We start from the raw sequence: 16,315 nt of genomic DNA on the forward strand, positions 1-16,315 counted from the left end.
TCCGGGAGGAAAGCTTGAGCGGACGGTTTCTATCGATCGGCGAATGCATGGTGGAGCTCTCGCAGGCCGGTGAAGGCCTGCTGCGCAAGGGCTTTGCCGGCGATACTTTCAACACCGCATGGTATGCTCGCGCCTGCCTGCCGCCCGCCTGGTCGGTCGACTATTTCACCGCGCTCGGCGATGATCCGATGTCCGACGAAATGGCAGCTTTCATGGACAAGGCCGGCGTCGGCACCGGTCTCATCCGCCGCATCAAGGGCAAGACGCCCGGCCTCTACATGATCAATCTCAGGAACGGCGAACGCTCCTTCAGCTACTGGCGCGACAGTTCCGCCGCCCGCAGCCTTGCCACCGATCCTGATCGCCTGCGTGAGGCAGTGGAAAGTGCTGACGTCGTCTATTTCTCCGGCATTACGCTCGCCATCCTCTCCCCTGACGACGCCGACACGCTGCTTGCCGAAATCCGTCGCGCCAAGGCAGTCGGCAAATTTGTCGTCTTCGATCCGAACATCCGTCCCCGCCTCTGGTCGAGCTACGATGTGATGCACACGACGATCAGCGAAGGCGGCCGCGCTTCCTCGCTGGTCATGCCGAGCTTCGACGACGAGGTTGCCCATTTCGGCGACGCCTCCATCGACGCCACCATTGAACGCTATCTTGCACTCGGCGCCTCGCACGTCGTCGTCAAGAACGGTGCGGAAGGTGCAACGCTGAGCTTCGCCAACGAGAAAACCCATGTGCCGGCAGAAAAGGTCGAAAAAGTCGTCGACACGACAAGCGCCGGCGACAGCTTCAACGGCGCATTCCTTGCCCATTATCTGGAGAACCGGGACGCCCCGCCAGCCGCCCGCTTTGGGGCTAAAATCGCCGCTCGCGTGGTCAGCGAACATGGCGCACTGGTGCCGAAGGAAAAGCTCGGCCTTTGACATCAGGTTGAAGCCTGCGCATGTCGCTTGATCAAGCGGCCCGCGCAGGCTCGCCCCCGCCTCAGCGGTCAATCATATCGATCGTCAGATCAGGAATTGGGCTTCTTGTCGTCGGTGCGGACGGCCTCATCGTGATACCAGCAGCTGTCGAGCGCATCGCACACTCCGGCAGCCTCACGCTCCATCATCCGAAAGCGCTCGAAGCGGTTCGAGGCCTGAACGGCCTTGATCGGAAACTGGTAGATCGTCGCGGATTCGCGATGGAAATCGATTGCCATGAGATAGCCTTTCTTCAGCTCGGCCTATCAACATTCACGGTCGCTACAATAGCACAATGCACATAGTTTATGCAAATTGCACAAAATAGATGCAATGTCGCAATTATGAACGCTCAATGCGGCATTTGCTGATTAAGGTCCTGCTGATTTGGTCAAAACTTCATCCATTGCTGACAACGCCGGAATTTTGAACTGGTTCCTGCCTCTAAAATGGCCTCTGCCAAGGACGATAGCCGCGAACCCTCATCGCCTCGCGGGCCGGAAACCTCTCTCGCAAACGCCTGCAACACGGTGATTCGTAAATTTTTTATGTCAGCCGTCCGAACTGGCACGCTACGTGCTTTAGAATAGGCATCCCCTGGCGAGAGGGCGCGCGCTTGCGCCCTTGCCTCAGGATTTGCTCAAGTTCGCAGCAGAGAGAGACGCGATGACAAAGTATAAGCTCGAGTACATTTGGCTCGATGGGTACACTCCGGTACCGAACCTGCGTGGCAAGACTCAGGTCAAGGAATTCGACAATTTCCCGACGCTCGAACAGCTCCCGCTCTGGGGCTTCGACGGTTCGTCGACGATGCAGGCCGAAGGCCGCAGCTCTGATTGCGTGCTGAAGCCGGTTGCCATCTATCCGGATCCGGCCCGCACCAACGGCGTGCTCGTCATGTGCGAAGTCATGATGCCGGACGGCGTCACGCCGCATGCGTCCAACGCTCGCGCCACCATCCTCGACGATGAGGACGCGTGGTTCGGCTTCGAACAGGAATATTTCTTCTACGAAAACGGCCGCCCGCTCGGCTTCCCCGAGACCGGCTATCCGGCTCCGCAGGGCCCCTACTACACCGGAGTCGGCTATTCGAATGTCGGCTCGGTTGCCCGCGAAATCGTCGAAGAGCATCTCGATCTCTGCCTCGCTGCCGGCATCAACCACGAAGGCATCAATGCCGAAGTGGCCAAGGGTCAGTGGGAATTCCAGATTTTCGGCAAGGGCTCCAAGAAGGCCGCCGACCAGATCTGGATGGCGCGCTACCTCCTGCAGCGCCTGACCGAAAAGTACGGCATCGACATCGAGTATCATTGCAAGCCGCTCGGCGACACCGACTGGAACGGTTCGGGCATGCATTGCAACTTCTCGACAAAGTTCATGCGCGAAGTTGGCGGCAAGGCCTATTTCGAAGCGCTGATGGCCCAGTTCGACAAGAACCTGATGGACCACATCAACGTTTACGGCCCTGACAACGACAAGCGTCTGACCGGCAAGCACGAGACGGCTCCGTGGAACAAGTTCTCCTACGGCGTTGCCGATCGTGGTGCCTCGATCCGCGTTCCGCACTCGTTCGTCAAGAACGACTACAAGGGCTATCTCGAAGATCGCCGCCCGAACTCCCAGGGCTGCCCCTATCAGATCGCCTCGCAGGTTCTGAAGACGATCTCGGAAGTTCCGACCTCCGGCTTCGCTTCGGCTGCAGCCTGAGTTTTACTGCGGCGCCGACCTCCCCGTCGGCGCCGTTCCTTTTTCAAGGCACAGCGCCCAAAGGCGATCCATCGCTGACATAATTGGCCGGTTTCTCCTGCCATAAAGCCCTGTAAATACTCGCAGAGGGCTGTAATATTTCCATCATGCACTTCCGCCAAAATAGATAAGCGGGAATCGCCATTCCGGAACCCCGCCAGGGGTGGTGCGTTGCCAGAACCAAGCGACGCTGATGGAAATGAAAGCATGCTGCAACGTCCGTCAAATTCATATAGCGGCGAAAGCTGGGCTAGTGCCGCAGCCGCTGGAGCCGTGCCGGAGCGGCTGGTGATCGTGACTGACGCCTGGCACCCGCAGGTCAACGGGGTCGTCCGCTCGATTGAGAATACGAATCGGGAACTCTCCAGGATGGGCGTTGAAGTCTCGATGGTGACGCCGGAGCGTTTCGCCAGCATCCCCTGCCCCACCTATCCCGAAATCCGCCTGTCGATCGCCTGGTACAGCCGCGTTGCCCGCGAGATCGAAAAGCACAAGCCTTCCTATGTTCACATCGCGACGGAAGGCCCGCTGGGACTGACGGCGCGCCGCTGGTGCCTTCGCAAGCGCATGCCTTTCTCCACCAGCTATCACACCCGTTTTCCCGAATATGTCTCGGCCCGGCTGCCCATCCCCTCAAGCTGGCTCTACGCCTTCGTGCGCTGGTTTCACAATGGTGGGGCCGGCTGCATGGTCGCGACCCCGAGCCTCGCCCGCGAGCTCTCCGCAAAGGGTATCAAGAACCTCATGCCGTGGAGCCGTGGCATCGATGCCGCGCAGTTCCATCCGATGCCGCTGGAAGAAAAACCGTTCGGCCTTGCCCGCCCGATCTTCATGACAGTCGGCCGCGTGGCGCTGGAAAAGAACCTGCCGGCTTTCCTCGATCTCGACCTGCCCGGTTCGAAGGTGGTGGTCGGTGACGGCCCGGCGCGCGCCGAGCTGGCAGAGCGCTATCCGAATGTGCATTTTACCGGCGTGAAATTCGGTGAGGAACTGGCAAAAGCCTATGCCCAGGCCGATGTCTTCGTCTTCCCGTCGCTGACGGATACGTTCGGCAATACCATTCTGGAAGCGCTGGCCTCAGGCGTCCCCGTCGCGGCCTATCCCGTCACTGGCCCGCTGGACATCATCGGCGAAGAAAGCCTTGTCGGCGCGCTCAACGAGAACCTGCAGACTGCCTGCCTGACCGCTTTGTCGGGCTCACGGGAAAAGGCGCGGGAGCTTGCCATGCAATATTCCTGGGAAGCAGCCACACTGCAGTTCATCAACAACATCCGCGCCGCCAATGGCGTCATCACGCCAAAGTGGAAAAAAGCGTGGCAATATGCCACCAAGTCCCTTCCAAGAAGCAGAAAGCCCGGCGATAGCGCCGGGCCTCTTCCATCATCTGATTGAGCCTTACTTGTGAAGGGCGGCCCGCAGCGTGTCGTTGGCCACTGAAATTGCGCTTCGGACAGCGGGCGTTTCGGCAATTGCATTCAAGAGCACGAAGTCGTGGATCGTGCCATTAAAGCGGATCGATGTGACCTTTACGCCTGCCTGGGACAGCCTGCGGGCATAGGCCTCGCCTTCGTCACGAAGCACGTCATTTTCATCGACGATGACAACCGCCGGCGGCAAGCCGTTCAGCTGCTCGAGCGAGGCTTGAAGCGGTGAAGCGGTCGGTTCCTTGCGCTTGGCCTCGTCAGGCAGATAGGCATTCCAGAACCACTTCATCGCTTCCTTGGTCAGCCAAGGGCCATTGGCGAACTGGTTGTAGGAACCGGTATCGAAATTGGCGTCGGTGACGGGGTAGAACAGCACCTGCTGGTCGATGGCAGGTCCGCCGCGCTCTTTGGCAAGCAGCGTCACCGCAGCCGTCATATTACCGCCGACGCTATCGCCGGCGACGGCGAAGCGGCTGGCATCGACGCGGAATTCCTTCGCGTGCTCGGCAACATATTTGGTCGCGGCGTAAGCCTGTTCGATGGCAATAGGATAACGGGCTTCCGGCGAACGGTCATAATCGACGAAGACAACGGCGGCCTGTGCGCCATTGGCGATCTCGCGCACCAACCGGTCATGCGTATCGGCATCACCGAGCACCCAGCCGCCGCCGTGGAAATACATGACGACAGGCAGCGTGCCCTTGGCACCTTCCGGGCGGATGATGCGCAGCTTGACGCTGCCGGTCGGGCCAACCTTGATAACCTTGTCTTCTTCTTGGGCCGCGAGCTTTTTCACGTCACCCTTCTGGGCACCGGCCAGAATGTTGCGAGCATCGGCAGGCGAGAACGTGTAGATCGGCTTGGAGCCGGCCAGGCTGTCGATGAATTTCTGCGTTGTCGGTTCGAGCACCGGATCGGCAAACGCTCCGGCAGCGGAAGCTGCAAGGATTGCTGCTGCGGAAACTGCGGTCTTGATGCCAGACATTGTCGTATCCTCTTGGTTCGTTGCGTTCGTCCTGAACACGCTTTTAATATCGCACACGATTATTTATCGCACGATATAAATTATCGCATAGCTGCCATGCACTAAAAGCGGATACGATTATTTATCGCACGACATAATATCCGCGGGTTCCGGAGATTGAGCCATGTCAGACCAGCTGAAACTCGACACTTTCATCTGCTTTGCCGTCTATACGGCCAGCCACGCCTTCAATCGTGTCTACAAGCCTCTGCTCGACGAGCTCGGCCTCACCTACCCGCAATATCTGGCGATGGTCTGCCTGTGGGAAGAAGACGGCCAGACCGTCGGCGGCCTTGGCGAAAAGCTCTTCCTGGAATCGAGCACGCTGACTCCTCTTCTGAAGCGCCTGGAAATGGCCGGCTACATCCACCGCGAACGCAGCAAGCAGGACGAGCGCGTCGTCGTGTTGCGACTGACGGACGAAGGCAAGCGGCTGAAGGAAAGGGCGGAGACCGTGCCGGGCTGCATCATCGACGCAAGCGGCCGCAACGCCGACCAGCTCGCACGACTGCAGGCAGAGATCGTCGCGCTGCGGGAAGCACTGAACAAGAGCGCATCCTGACGCCACGCCCGCTCGGGCCAGCTCATCCCGGCTTCCGCGGCAACGCTGGAAAACGCGCTAAGTCCGCTTCTTCTTCCCCTCAAAGGGATTGTCCGGCGAGCGGTAATGGATCCGGATCGGTACGCTCGGCATATCGAAATCCGCCCGCAGCCCGTTGATCAGGTAGCGCGTATAGGATTCCGGCAGGGCATCCGAGCGGGTACAGGACACCATGAAGGCCGGCGGACGGGCCTTTACCTGCGTCATGTATCTAAGCTTGATACGGCGACCGGAAACGGCCGGAGGCGGGTGCTGCACCTGCTGCTGCTCCAGCCAGCGATTGAGCTTGGCGGTGGAAATGCGCTTGTTCCAGACACGATCCGTATCGATGATCGACTGCATGAGCTTGTCGAGCCCCCAGCCTGTCTGGCCGGAGATCGGAACGGCGCGGATGCCGCGCGCCTGTGGCAAGAGCCGGTCGGTCTTTTCGCGCAGGTCCGCCAGCACCGCCTGACGATCCTCGATCATGTCCCACTTGTTGAAGGCGAGCACGGCTGCGCGTCCTTCGCGCAGCACGAGGTCGACAATATGGAGATCCTGCTTCTCGAAGGGGATCGTCGCGTCGAAGACGATAACCACGGTCTCGGCAAAACGAATGGCACGCAGCGCATCGGCGACCGAAAGCTTTTCGAGCTTTTCAATCACCTTGGCCTTGCGGCGCATGCCTGCCGTATCGAACATCTTGATCGTGCGACCGCGCCATTCCCACTCCACGGAGATGGAATCACGCGTGATGCCGGCCTCCGGGCCAGTCAGCAGCCGGTCCTCGCCGAGAAAACGATTGATGAGCGTCGACTTGCCGGCATTGGGGCGACCGACGATCGCGACACGCAGCGGCTTGCTGTCATCGTAGACGGGTTCTTCGTCTTCCTCGTCCTCCTCGCCTGATGACTCCGGCAGATCGACATCGGTGACAGCGACGTCATCTTTCGGCGGAAAGGCAATATCCTCGCCGACTGCCGCGACGATGGCATCGCGCAGATCGAGCATGCCCTGCCCGTGTTCGGCTGAGATCGCCACCGGTTCGCCAAGCCCGAGCGAAAAGGCGTCGTAGAAACCGCTATCGGAACCCCGCGCTTCGGATTTGTTGGCAACGAGCACGACGGGCCTTCCGCGTCGGCGCAGCATCTCGCCGAGAGCCGTATCAACAGGCGTCAGTCCCGTCTTGGCATCGACGATGAAGAGCGATAGGTCGGCTTCGTCGATCGCCGCTTCGGTCTGCTGGCGCATGCGGCCCTGCAGGCTTTCATCAGTCGCCTCTTCCAGACCTGCGGTATCGATGATCGTGAAGCGCAGATCGACAAGACGCGCTTCACCCGGCCGGCGGTCACGCGTCACACCCGGCGTGTCATCGACAAGCGCTAGCTTCTTCCCAACCAGACGGTTGAAAAGCGTCGACTTGCCGACATTCGGGCGTCCGACGATGGCGACCGTAAAACTCATTCTTTTCCCTTAAGCCTTAACCCTGCGCGGCGGGCGCCTTGCCGGATGCGGTGATGAGATCAAGCATCATATGAGCACGATTGCCAACAGCGCGCGGGCTGTCCGGATCGTCAACGATAGCCTGGAACCACTGGCGCGCCTGCGCCATGTTGCCGGCCTTGTAAGCGGCAAGACCAAGCGCCTCGCGCGCCGAGTGGCGGAAGGCGTTGCCCGGGACGGCCATTTCCTCGACAGCAGCAGAAACCTGGTCGTAGGTGCCGTTCTCGATCAGCAGCCAGCCGGCGCGCATCTTGGCGGCATCCTGCACGGCAGCCGGAACGGACTTGTCCTTGGCAATCTCCTGGAAAGAGGCGATGGCACCGGCATTGTCGCCCTTCTGGGCCTGGACGGTCGCGGCACGCATACGCGCCAGAACCGGATAGGCGCCATGGCCCTCCTTCTCCAGTTTATCGAGTGCAGCAAGCGCCTCGTCGGTCTTGTTCTCGTCGGCAAGCTTCATGGCCGCCAGGAACTGGTCGCCAGCGCCGGAGGACGCGTTATTGTCCCAATATTCATAGGCGACCTTGCCGATGGTTCCGAGCACGATAAGAACGGCAATGGCAATGATATAGCGGCCAAACCGGCGCACTGCGCCCTTCATCTGGTCGGAACGCAGTTCCTCGTTGACTTCACGAATGAAGCTGTCGTCGTTGAATGCCATTCTCGTCTCCGGCCGCGGATACCCATACACAGTGCAAAACGCACATTGTCGGGCCTTCTACTCCATTTTGCGGCCGTTGTAAGGGGGATATCGCAGAATCGTCACGAAGCAAGCATCGGTAGTGGTGCAACGCCGATCAGCCATTCGTGAACGCGCCAGATCATCAGCGCCCAGACCACCACGCCGATGATGACGGCACAGACGTCATATTTGGCCGAAACGAAAGCCGGCAGCGTTATCTCGCCGCGGCGCTGGCGCCGCTTCAGCGAAATGCGCAGCACCACACCCCAGGCAAGGAATGCCGCAAAGAGCAGAACCGAATAGGCCTCGCCATTCGACAGGAGATGGGCCAGCGCCCAGATCTTCACCGACAATACGATCGGATGTTTCGTCTTCGTCTTGATGTAACCGGCCGGCAGGAAACCAGCGACGAGACAGATTACTGCAATCAGCATCAGGGTGACGGTGAGATGCGCCATGCCCATGGGCGGATTGTAGAGCATGCCGATCGGCTCTCTGCGTGCCGCCCCGAAGGCATAGATCACGAAGATCAGCGTCAGGATGCTCGCGATCGCATGAAAGGCGATCCAGGCCGGCTTGCCGACCTTGTCGATCATCGCCTGCCGGAAGCCCGGCACGACGACGCGGATCAGGTGCAGGCCGAGGAAGAGAATAAGACTGAGGACGAGCAGAGCCATGGTGATCTTGTTTTCCCCGTTTCTTGGTCAGCCATGAATTACCGGCACAAGATGAAAAATGCCAGCGAGACCGCAGCTTCGCCGCATTTCTGTAACAGGAAAACCGCAATGCAAATTGTCGCGGTGCCCATGTTTCGTTCCATTTTTTCTGCGTCCCTCGCCCTCTCCCTGATTTTTCCTGCTGTCGCGGGCGCCGCCGACAAGCCGAAGCAGCTTGTCATCATTTCCTTTGACGGCGCACACGACAACGCGCTCTGGCAAAAGAGCCGCGAGATGGCGGCAAAGAACGGCGCCCATTTCACCTATTTCCTCTCCTGTACCTTTTTGATGAATCGGGAAGCGAAGCAGGCCTACCAGGCGCCTCATCAGAAACGCGGAAGATCCAATGTCGGCTTCGCACAGAGCGACGACGAAATCCGCGAGCGGCTCGGCAATATCTGGCACGCCCACCTCGAGGGGCATGATATTTCCAGTCACGCCTGCGGCCATTTCGACGGCCGCCAATGGAGCGAAGCGGACTGGTCAGCCGAATATGCGACTTTCAAGACCACACTGAAGAACGCCTGGAAAAGCGTCGGCCTGCAAGAGCCGGCCGGCTGGCAGGATCTCGTCGATCGCGGCATCAGCGGCTTTCGCGCCCCCTACCTTTCGACAGGCGGCGGCGCCGACATGATCGCAGCCGAGAAGAAGGCCGGCTTTACCTATGACGCAAGCCTCGTCACCAAAGGCCCGGCCCTGCCGGTTGATGAAGACGGCATCATACGCTTCGGCTTGCCGCTCATTCCGGAGGGCCCGGGCGAGAAGCCGATCATCGGCATGGATTACAATCTCTTCGTGCGTCACTCCAAGGGCGAGGAGGATGCAGCCGACAGCGTCGCTTTCGAAGAGCGCGCCTATGCGGCGTTCAAGGAAGCCTTCGACAAGCAATATGCAGGCAGCCGCATCCCCCTGCAGCTCGGCTTCCACTTTGTGGAAATGAACGGTGGCGCCTACTGGCGCGCGCTCGACAGGCTGGTCAGCGACGTTTGCCACAGATCAGATGTTGCCTGTGTCAGCTATTCCGAAGCAATTCCGATGATCAAATCCCGTGGCAAGCTGCAGGAGACATCCGGGTTGTAAGCTCCTGCGCTTAAAACCTCTGGATATCAAAAACCACCGCACGTATTGATTGCATCGCGGCTACACTTCGATAAACATTGCCTCAAACGTGCTGCAAGCATGGGGAGGTGACGTCATGACCTTTATTGAAAACCTGGAGTGCCTGGCCGACAAAGACGAATTTCCGGTCTGTGAAACCGGCTTCTTCACCTGGGATATCGTTGCCAACCTTCTCTATGGCGACGGAGCAGTCGCCGAAATTTTCGGACTCGACGCCGCGGAGACGGCAAGCGGCCTGCCGCTCGAAGCCTATGTCGCCCGCATCCATCCGGACGATCAGCCCGCCGCCGCCAAAGTCATCCACGATACGGTCCTGACACAACAGCCGGAACAGCAGCGCTACCGGGTCCGTCGCGCCAACGGCGTCTTCCAGCAGGTCATGGCATTCGGCCGGTGCTTCCGCGACAAGAACGGCGTCCCGTCTCTGTACGGCGGAATCATCTTTCCCCTCCCCGAGGAAGCCCCTGCGGCGACACCGCTGCTCGATCATTGCCTGGCCGCCTACGACATCGCCATCAAGGAGGGCAACATGGCCGTTGCCGACCATATCGTGGAAGCCCTGATGGCTATGGAGTGGAAAAATACGGGCTGCACGCGCCCGAACTGACAGATCTTCAAGGGATGATAAAAGAGAAGGGCCACCGCAGCGGTGGCCCTTTTTCATTTCGTATCAGCCGTCGACATGTACGACACCGGCCTCGCGCTCCAGATAGCGCTGGTCGATATCCGGCAACGGCTCGTCGTCGATCGCCGCCTCAAAGGCCTTGAGACGCTTGTGGATGGACAGCAGTTCGATGATCGTCGTCCAGGAGTTGACGAGATACTGGAAGGAATTGCTGACCTGTCCAAAAGCCGTCGCGATCTGCTGGAAGATACCGTAGGTGATGGCGCCGGCAACGATGGTCGGTGCCATAAAGAAATAGACGAAAAGATTGTCGGCCTGCAGATAGAACGAGCGGGCAACATTGAAATACAGATAGTGAAAATAGAGCGTGAAATAATTTCTTCGCACTCTTGAGAACAACTCCTGCATCGTCGGCGGCTGTGCTCGGTCGGCATGATCCTCGCCATAGACCAACTCTTTGCGATAGGCCGCCTCTACGCGCTGGTTCTTGAAGTTCAAGCCAGGCAGCTTGATACCCGCGAAAGCCAGCAGAACGGTACCGAAAGCCGACCAGAAGATGGCTAACCAGAAGAGAGAGTTCGGCACTTCACCGAGAAACGGCAGGCTCGTCACGTAATGTGACAGCGCCAGCATGATCGGCAGGAAGACGACCAGCGTCATCACTGAATTGATCAGGTTGATGCCGAGCCCTTCCAATGTCTGGGAAAAGCGCATCGTATCTTCCTGTACGCGCTGAGATGCGCCTTCGATATGACGAAGCTTTTCCCAATTGGCCATGTAGAAATTGTTCATCGCCGTTCGCCAGCGGAAGATGTAGTGGCTGGTGAAAAAGTCGGTCAGGATCGACACGAGCATGCTGAGGAAGGCGATTTGCGCGAAGATCAGAAATAGGTCGTAGAAATTCTCGACGGTGATACCCGGCTTTTTCGTCAGCGCATTTTGCAGCAGATCGCCGAACGGCCGGCGCCAGTTGTTGATGACGACAGTGATCTGCACGCCAAAATAGGTCACGAAGATAATCAGCGCCGAGCCCCAGATGGACCACATCTTCCACGGATGGCTGAGTGCCTTCAGATGCCAGAAACCGCAAAAGGTCAGCGCCGCTAAAAGGAAGTATCCGTAAAACCAGAGATTTTCCGGCAGCAGAAAGAACGAGAGATCGATCGGCTGCTGCTCTTCGGGAACCGCCGTAAAACCAAGTGAAGCACCGAGACCGGCGGCGAAGAAATACCAGCCGAAAATTGCGGCCAGCGTCCAGACTACGAGCGAAGTAAAGAACGCCTTTGGCTGGGGAAAGAAGGAATGAAACACGGGAGGTTTTGCTTTCCTGAACTGGAGTCACGGAAGAGTGGCGAACCACTGATTGCCCGGAAATTAAGGCAGTTCGAAGAAAGCGGCAATGGGCTCAAGCCATTGTTACGCACTTGTAACCACTTAAGGGATTTTCTTCATCACAGGCATGACGAGAGCCGCGCAGAAAACCAGCACAACCGCGGCAATAATGGTCGGCAGCACGAAATTTCCCGTTACCTGCGCGATCCAGCCGGCGACGACAGGCCCGATGATCTGGCCGACACCGAAGGCGGCTGTCATCAGCGCGAGAATGCGGCGCGGGCTATCGGGTGAGAGCCTGCGGCCAATCTGCAAACCATAGGCAGTGATGGCAAGGAAGGTCGCCCCGAACAGTGCGCCACCGATGAGCGGCGCCACCGAATGCGGCAGCGCTACTGTCGCAAGCACGCCGATCGCTTCGATGATGAGAGCCGCGACATAGACGCCGCCAAGTCCGAGCAGCCGCACGAAAGGTTTCCAGATGAACAGCGCGACCGTTGCAGTCACCCCGGCAATGAACCAGCAGAGAAATTCGACGATCGGCCCTGAGGCGCTCATGCGGGCGATGGCAACGAGGAAGGTTGCGGTGATGACATAACCGAAGCCGAAGGAGCCGTAAGACAGCGTCAGCAGCACCATAGGGCGGTTCCAGACAAGCGCTGGTTCCTTCGCCTGGCCCGTATGCACCGGCGCCTTCGGCAGCAAGGCCCAGGCCACACCTAAGCTGACGAGGCAGAAGAGCGCGCCACCGATCCAATCCGCGCGCCAGCCGTCGGCTGCGTCGTCAAAGACATAGCCGAGCGCAAGCACCATGACGGAAGAAATCGCAATCCCCGCCCCCGGCCCGCCGAAATGCGCGGCCTGGACATGATCGTTGCCTGCGACAGCCCCGTGGCTCAGCACGATTGCAGACGTGAAGACCAAAGTGAAGGCGCTCGCCACGCCTGCAAGGAACCGGATGACCGCAAAGACCAGGACAGAGCCCGTTGCCGCCATGGCAGCCAGCAGGATCGCAGTCGCAAGGAGGGAAAGAAGCGCCACCAGCCGCTCGCGCCCTGCCGCCCAGCCATAGGCGCCGAGAACCGCACCGACGAGATAACCGACAAAATTGGCCGAGGCGATGAAACCGGCATCGGCCGCCGATAGCGGCACGCCGGCCATCATGCCCGGCAGGATCGGAGTGAAGGAAAAGCGCCCGAAACCCATGGCCGCCGCCATGGCGACGGCGCCTGCCAGCGCTGTGGTGAAGAGATTGACCGGACGGTCGTTATTGGGAGCCAACATGCCACTTTTATCGCGCCGCAGCATGGTCGTCTCAAGTGAGTAATTCTGATGGCTTCTTCAATTTCACGAACAGATTTTTTGCACCGCCCCTTGAACGACATATCTTACGATATATGTTTTACGACATAGTGAGCGATACATCTGATACAAAGGAGTTCGTTATGAGAGGTTTTCGAGGCGGCTTCGTCGGCGAGGCCATGCGCATGGGAATGGGCCGCAGGTTTTCCGCGGGCGAATTGCAGACGATCCTGCTGGCGCTGCTGGAAGAGCGTCCCAGCCACGGTTATGAACTGATCAAGACGCTGGAGGAACGCTCCGGCGGCTTTTACGTCCCGAGCCCGGGCGTCATCTATCCGGCGCTGACCTACCTGGAGGAAACAGGACTGGCGGAAGTAGAGAACGACGGGACAAAGAAGCTCTACAAGATCACCGATGCCGGCCGCCAGAAGGTGGAAGAAAACCGTGCCATGATCGACCAGGCACTTGCCAAGCTGGAGCGCATTGCCGAGGGCATGGCCTTCGTCAACCGCATGTTCGACCCGGAGCAGCAGCAGGGAGGTGGCGGTGGACGGCGCCGGCGCGACGAGGAGGACGACGACTTCGGCCGCGACGACGGCAGCGTCCGCGCCGCCCGTCAATTGCTGCGTTCGGCACTGCGCATGCGCCATCCCTGGTCGGCAAGCGAAGCAGCCAGGATTTCCGGAATTTTGGAGCGCGCTGCCATGGAAATTCTGCAGGGCGGCAAGACCGAACCGCAACGGGATTGAGGCCATATCGACGATTGGCGGCGTGAACCGCCGCCTCGTCGGTGTCAGGTCTTCAGCAGGCCACTCGCAAGATCGCGAAAGGCCTCGACCACCTTGGCGAGAAGGCTGTGCGGGTCTTCCACGGCGGCGATCCAGAGAGCAGCGCTAAGCGACGCCCCGTTGAGCAAGCGCGCGGCAGCTTCCGCATCGACGGGCTTGACGGTGCGCTCATCGATCAGCGCCTGAATTGTCTGGGTTGTCGTTCGAAGGCACGCATTCTGACTGGGCCACTGCGAGGGATCGCCGAGCACCGCCGGCCCATCGAGCAGCATGATGCGCTGGATCTCCGGCTCCAGAGCCATTTCGATATAGGCGGTATATTCCGCCAACAACCCGAGCCAGGTCGTCTCGGCGCGATCCCGCTCGATACGCAACCGCTCTCCCATCTCGCCGTCGATCTGGTCAATCACGGCCTGCAGCAAGCCCTTCTTGTCACCAAAATTGTGGTAGAGCGCGCCGCGTGTCAGCCCTACATCGGCGGTCAGATCGTCCATCGAAGCAGCCGCATAGCCCTTGACTGCAAAGGCTTTTCGGCCCGCCTGGATGAGCTTCGCCCGCGTCTCCTCCATCATTTGCGCCCGGGTCTTTGCGACCATCACCATCTCCCAAAATACACATACGGACCGTATGTGTATTGACATACGCGTCGTATCTCTGATTATATCCACATACGGGGCGTATATCAATTGCTCCGGAATGGGCTGGCCATACCCACTAATGCTCGTTGCCATCGACGAGCAAATGCCCGGCGAAAGGCACCCTTTTGCCTGAACAGGAGAAAAGCAATGACCAAACGCGAAGCAATCTTTCCCGCCGGCCGGCAGGCTCTCTATGAGATCAACCGCTATTCAGCGGCGATCCGCTCCGGTGACCTTCTCTTCGTCTCCGGCCAGGTCGGCAGCCGTGAAGACGGCTCGCCCGAGCCCGATTTCGCAAGGCAGGTACAGCTTGCCTTCGACAATCTGAAAGCCGTGCTGAAGGCCGCCGGATGCAGCTTCGACGACGTTGTCGACATCACGTCCTTCCACACCGATCCTGCCGCGCAATGGCCCGTGATCTCCGATATTCGCTTCAAGGAGATCGGTGAAGCGCCCTATCCGAACTGGACGGCCGTCGGCGTGAACTGGCTGGCAGGCTTTGATTTCGAAATCAAGGTCATTGCTCGCCTTCCTCAGGCTGCCTGACCGGCCCTCTCAAAAGCAGTGAATTGAACGCGACGCCGGAAACGCGTGGGGCGATCAGGAAATGTTGATGATTTCGAGTTCCTGATCGCCGACGACAGCGATATCACCGACGGCCTTGCCCGTGAGAACCCGGGCGACCGGCGCGACATAGGAAATCGATCCGGCTTTCGGATCGGCTTCATCCTCTCCCACGATACGATATGTCTGGACGCGTCCATCGTCACGGCTGAAGGTGACAGTGCTTCCGAAGGCGACCGTCTCCGTCGATGTCGGGGCCGGAACAGGCTGGGCCGTGCGAAGACGCTCGACGAAATAACGCAGGTCACGCAGAGGATTTGCCTGCTGCCGCCGCCGTTCGTTGACGTCCTCGACCGTGCTTGCCGCCTCATAGGCCTGGCGCGCTTCCTGCATTTGCAATTCGAGCGCTTTCAGCCCGGCCTCCGTCACGAGATTTGGATGAGGCGAAATCGCGCGGTCAGGTAGCAGCGTTTCCGCTGCGGTTTCGGCACTCTCTTCCTTGGTGAAGGCAACTGCCATCTCGACCTCCAACAGCGAGGGGAAATCCCCCTCAAGCCGCCAATGTCAGAATGATCGGTCCGTTACGGGTCGCAACGACCGTATGTTCGTATTGCACTGTCGGGGCCTTGGGATCGGCGTAAAGCGTCCAGGCATCATCGCCGCCTTCAGCCCACGTGGCACCAAGCGAAAGAAAAGGCTCGACGGTAAAGACGAGGCCTTCCGTCATCATGCGCCGTTCTGAAGGATCAGGCCAGGTGGAAAGTTCGGCCGGTTCCTCGTGCAGCGAGCGGCCGACGCCGTGGCTCGCGAGATTGGCAACGAGCGTATAGCGGTTCTTCTGTGCGAAGGCGCCTACGGCATTGCCGATCTTCGCCAGCGGCTCGCCCGCCTTGATCTGGTTCAGACCCACCCAGAGCGCCCGTCTGCCGTCCCGGCAGAGCCTATCGATGCGGGATGCGACCGGCGGCACGGCGAAGGAGGCGCCGGTATCCGCAAAGAAGCCGTCCTTTTCCGCCGAAACGTCGATATTGACGAGATCACCTGGACGAATGACGCGCGGGCCGGGAATGCCGTGGGCGATTTCCTCGTTGACGCTGATGCAGGTCGCACCCGGAAACTGGTAACAGAATTCGGGTGCCGAGCGCGCACCGGCGTCTTCCAGAACTTTGCGGCCGATCTGGTCGAGCTCCAGCGTCGTCATGCCCGGCTCCATCGCTGCCGCCATGACCTGGATGGCATTGGCGCATATACGGCCGATCTCTTTGAGCTTGGAAAGTTCTTCGTCGTTCTCGATAACCATAGACACG

Annotated in this window: 18 protein-coding genes; 8 read left to right on the plus strand and 10 right to left on the minus strand. The window is 59.5% G+C overall.

Going from position 1 to position 16,315, the window contains the following annotated elements; translation table 11 throughout:
- Positions 1-14 precede the first annotated feature (14 nt).
- Positions 15-926 (plus strand): sugar kinase, encoded by a 912-nt coding sequence (locus LVY75_26525; GenBank protein XAZ22340.1) that lies wholly within the window; start codon positions 15-17, stop codon positions 924-926.
- Between the two features lie 89 nt (positions 927-1,015).
- Here LVY75_26525 and LVY75_26530 read toward each other — a convergent pair whose 3' ends face one another.
- Positions 1,016-1,204: a DUF2735 domain-containing protein gene (locus LVY75_26530; protein ID XAZ22341.1), complete on the minus strand. Its 189-nt coding sequence runs from the start codon at positions 1,202-1,204 to the stop codon at positions 1,016-1,018.
- Positions 1,205-1,631: 427 nt separating this feature from the next.
- Between LVY75_26530 and LVY75_26535 the strand changes: the two genes are divergently transcribed.
- Both LVY75_26535 and LVY75_26540 read left to right on the plus strand, forming a co-directional pair.
- Positions 1,632-2,672 carry a glutamine synthetase beta-grasp domain-containing protein gene (locus LVY75_26535; GenBank protein ID XAZ22342.1) on the plus strand — a complete coding sequence of 347 codons (1,041 nt, stop codon included), beginning with the start codon at positions 1,632-1,634 and terminating at the stop codon, positions 2,670-2,672.
- 246 nt (positions 2,673-2,918) lie between these two features.
- The gene (locus tag LVY75_26540) at positions 2,919-4,103 is read left to right on the plus strand and encodes a glycosyltransferase family 1 protein (GenBank protein ID XAZ22343.1); all 1,185 of its coding nucleotides are present in this window, start codon (positions 2,919-2,921) and stop codon (positions 4,101-4,103) included.
- A 3-nt stretch (positions 4,104-4,106) separates the two neighbouring features.
- Here LVY75_26540 and LVY75_26545 read toward each other — a convergent pair whose 3' ends face one another.
- The gene (locus LVY75_26545; GenBank protein XAZ22344.1) at positions 4,107-5,120 is read right to left on the minus strand and encodes an alpha/beta hydrolase; all 1,014 of its coding nucleotides are present in this window, start codon (positions 5,118-5,120) and stop codon (positions 4,107-4,109) included.
- A gap of 163 nt (positions 5,121-5,283) precedes the next feature.
- On the opposite strand from LVY75_26545, the gene LVY75_26550 reads away from it, so the two are divergent.
- Positions 5,284-5,721 (plus strand): MarR family transcriptional regulator, encoded by a 438-nt coding sequence (locus tag LVY75_26550; GenBank protein XAZ22345.1) that lies wholly within the window; start codon positions 5,284-5,286, stop codon positions 5,719-5,721.
- 57 nt (positions 5,722-5,778) lie between these two features.
- On the opposite strand, the gene der is transcribed toward LVY75_26550, so the two are convergent.
- The 3 genes from der to LVY75_26565 all read right to left on the minus strand — a co-directional run bounded on the left by der (position 5,779) and on the right by LVY75_26565 (position 8,601).
- A complete protein-coding gene (der, locus tag LVY75_26555; protein XAZ22346.1) occupies positions 5,779-7,203 on the minus strand; it encodes a ribosome biogenesis GTPase Der in 1,425 nt (474 codons plus the stop codon).
- A gap of 16 nt (positions 7,204-7,219) precedes the next feature.
- The gene (locus LVY75_26560) at positions 7,220-7,903 is read right to left on the minus strand and encodes a tetratricopeptide repeat protein (GenBank protein XAZ22347.1); all 684 of its coding nucleotides are present in this window, start codon (positions 7,901-7,903) and stop codon (positions 7,220-7,222) included.
- Between the two features lie 101 nt (positions 7,904-8,004).
- Positions 8,005-8,601, minus strand: coding sequence for an NnrU family protein (locus LVY75_26565; protein ID XAZ22348.1), 597 nt, complete (start codon positions 8,599-8,601; stop codon positions 8,005-8,007).
- A gap of 129 nt (positions 8,602-8,730) precedes the next feature.
- Between LVY75_26565 and LVY75_26570 the strand changes: the two genes are divergently transcribed.
- Positions 8,731-9,720, plus strand: a complete 990-nt coding sequence (locus LVY75_26570; protein XAZ25839.1) for a polysaccharide deacetylase — start codon at positions 8,731-8,733, stop codon at positions 9,718-9,720.
- A gap of 115 nt (positions 9,721-9,835) precedes the next feature.
- The gene (locus LVY75_26575; GenBank protein ID XAZ22349.1) at positions 9,836-10,366 is read left to right on the plus strand and encodes a PAS domain-containing protein; all 531 of its coding nucleotides are present in this window, start codon (positions 9,836-9,838) and stop codon (positions 10,364-10,366) included.
- Between the two features lie 63 nt (positions 10,367-10,429).
- On the opposite strand, the gene sbmA is transcribed toward LVY75_26575, so the two are convergent.
- Both sbmA and LVY75_26585 read right to left on the minus strand, forming a co-directional pair.
- Positions 10,430-11,695, minus strand: coding sequence for a peptide antibiotic transporter SbmA (sbmA, locus tag LVY75_26580; protein ID XAZ22350.1), 1,266 nt, complete (start codon positions 11,693-11,695; stop codon positions 10,430-10,432).
- A gap of 123 nt (positions 11,696-11,818) precedes the next feature.
- The gene (locus LVY75_26585) at positions 11,819-13,000 is read right to left on the minus strand and encodes an MFS transporter (GenBank protein XAZ22351.1); all 1,182 of its coding nucleotides are present in this window, start codon (positions 12,998-13,000) and stop codon (positions 11,819-11,821) included.
- A gap of 161 nt (positions 13,001-13,161) precedes the next feature.
- Between LVY75_26585 and LVY75_26590 the strand changes: the two genes are divergently transcribed.
- On the plus strand, positions 13,162-13,767 hold the full coding sequence (locus LVY75_26590) for a PadR family transcriptional regulator (protein XAZ22352.1): 606 nt from the start codon (positions 13,162-13,164) through the stop codon (positions 13,765-13,767).
- Positions 13,768-13,811: 44 nt separating this feature from the next.
- Here LVY75_26590 and LVY75_26595 read toward each other — a convergent pair whose 3' ends face one another.
- A complete protein-coding gene (locus tag LVY75_26595) occupies positions 13,812-14,402 on the minus strand; it encodes a TetR/AcrR family transcriptional regulator (GenBank protein ID XAZ22353.1) in 591 nt (196 codons plus the stop codon).
- Positions 14,403-14,591: 189 nt separating this feature from the next.
- Here LVY75_26595 and LVY75_26600 point away from each other — a divergent pair, with 189 nt between their 5' ends.
- Positions 14,592-14,990: a RidA family protein gene (locus LVY75_26600; GenBank protein ID XAZ22354.1), complete on the plus strand. Its 399-nt coding sequence runs from the start codon at positions 14,592-14,594 to the stop codon at positions 14,988-14,990.
- A 54-nt stretch (positions 14,991-15,044) separates the two neighbouring features.
- Here the strand turns inward: LVY75_26600 and greA are convergent, their stop codons facing one another.
- Both greA and map read right to left on the minus strand, forming a co-directional pair.
- Entirely contained in the window at positions 15,045-15,527 is a 483-nt protein-coding gene (greA, locus tag LVY75_26605; GenBank protein ID XAZ22355.1) for a transcription elongation factor GreA, read from the minus strand.
- 31 nt (positions 15,528-15,558) lie between these two features.
- The gene (gene map / locus LVY75_26610; protein XAZ22356.1) at positions 15,559-16,308 is read right to left on the minus strand and encodes a type I methionyl aminopeptidase; all 750 of its coding nucleotides are present in this window, start codon (positions 16,306-16,308) and stop codon (positions 15,559-15,561) included.
- Positions 16,309-16,315 lie beyond the last annotated feature (7 nt).

It is taken from the genome of Sinorhizobium sp. B11 (genome assembly GCA_039725955.1).
Lineage (GTDB): Bacteria > Pseudomonadota > Alphaproteobacteria > Rhizobiales > Rhizobiaceae > Rhizobium.

Coding starts and splice junctions, on each gene's coding strand:
- der (XAZ22346.1), bottom strand. CDS start 7,203: ATGAGTTTTACGGTCGCCATCGTCGGACGCCCGAATGTCGGCAAGTCG.
- LVY75_26565 (XAZ22348.1), bottom strand. CDS start 8,601: ATGGCTCTGCTCGTCCTCAGTCTTATTCTCTTCCTCGGCCTGCACCTG.
- LVY75_26545 (XAZ22344.1), bottom strand. CDS start 5,120: ATGTCTGGCATCAAGACCGCAGTTTCCGCAGCAGCAATCCTTGCAGCT.
- LVY75_26600 (XAZ22354.1), top strand. CDS start 14,592: ATGACCAAACGCGAAGCAATCTTTCCCGCCGGCCGGCAGGCTCTCTAT.
- LVY75_26535 (XAZ22342.1), top strand. CDS start 1,632: ATGACAAAGTATAAGCTCGAGTACATTTGGCTCGATGGGTACACTCCG.
- greA (XAZ22355.1), bottom strand. CDS start 15,527: ATGGCAGTTGCCTTCACCAAGGAAGAGAGTGCCGAAACCGCAGCGGAA.
- LVY75_26570 (XAZ25839.1), top strand. CDS start 8,731: ATGTTTCGTTCCATTTTTTCTGCGTCCCTCGCCCTCTCCCTGATTTTT.
- LVY75_26540 (XAZ22343.1), top strand. CDS start 2,919: ATGCTGCAACGTCCGTCAAATTCATATAGCGGCGAAAGCTGGGCTAGT.
- LVY75_26560 (XAZ22347.1), bottom strand. CDS start 7,903: ATGGCATTCAACGACGACAGCTTCATTCGTGAAGTCAACGAGGAACTG.
- LVY75_26530 (XAZ22341.1), bottom strand. CDS start 1,204: ATGGCAATCGATTTCCATCGCGAATCCGCGACGATCTACCAGTTTCCG.
- map (XAZ22356.1), bottom strand. CDS start 16,308: ATGGTTATCGAGAACGACGAAGAACTTTCCAAGCTCAAAGAGATCGGC.
- LVY75_26575 (XAZ22349.1), top strand. CDS start 9,836: ATGACCTTTATTGAAAACCTGGAGTGCCTGGCCGACAAAGACGAATTT.
- LVY75_26590 (XAZ22352.1), top strand. CDS start 13,162: ATGAGAGGTTTTCGAGGCGGCTTCGTCGGCGAGGCCATGCGCATGGGA.
- LVY75_26550 (XAZ22345.1), top strand. CDS start 5,284: ATGTCAGACCAGCTGAAACTCGACACTTTCATCTGCTTTGCCGTCTAT.
- LVY75_26595 (XAZ22353.1), bottom strand. CDS start 14,402: ATGGTCGCAAAGACCCGGGCGCAAATGATGGAGGAGACGCGGGCGAAG.
- LVY75_26585 (XAZ22351.1), bottom strand. CDS start 13,000: ATGTTGGCTCCCAATAACGACCGTCCGGTCAATCTCTTCACCACAGCG.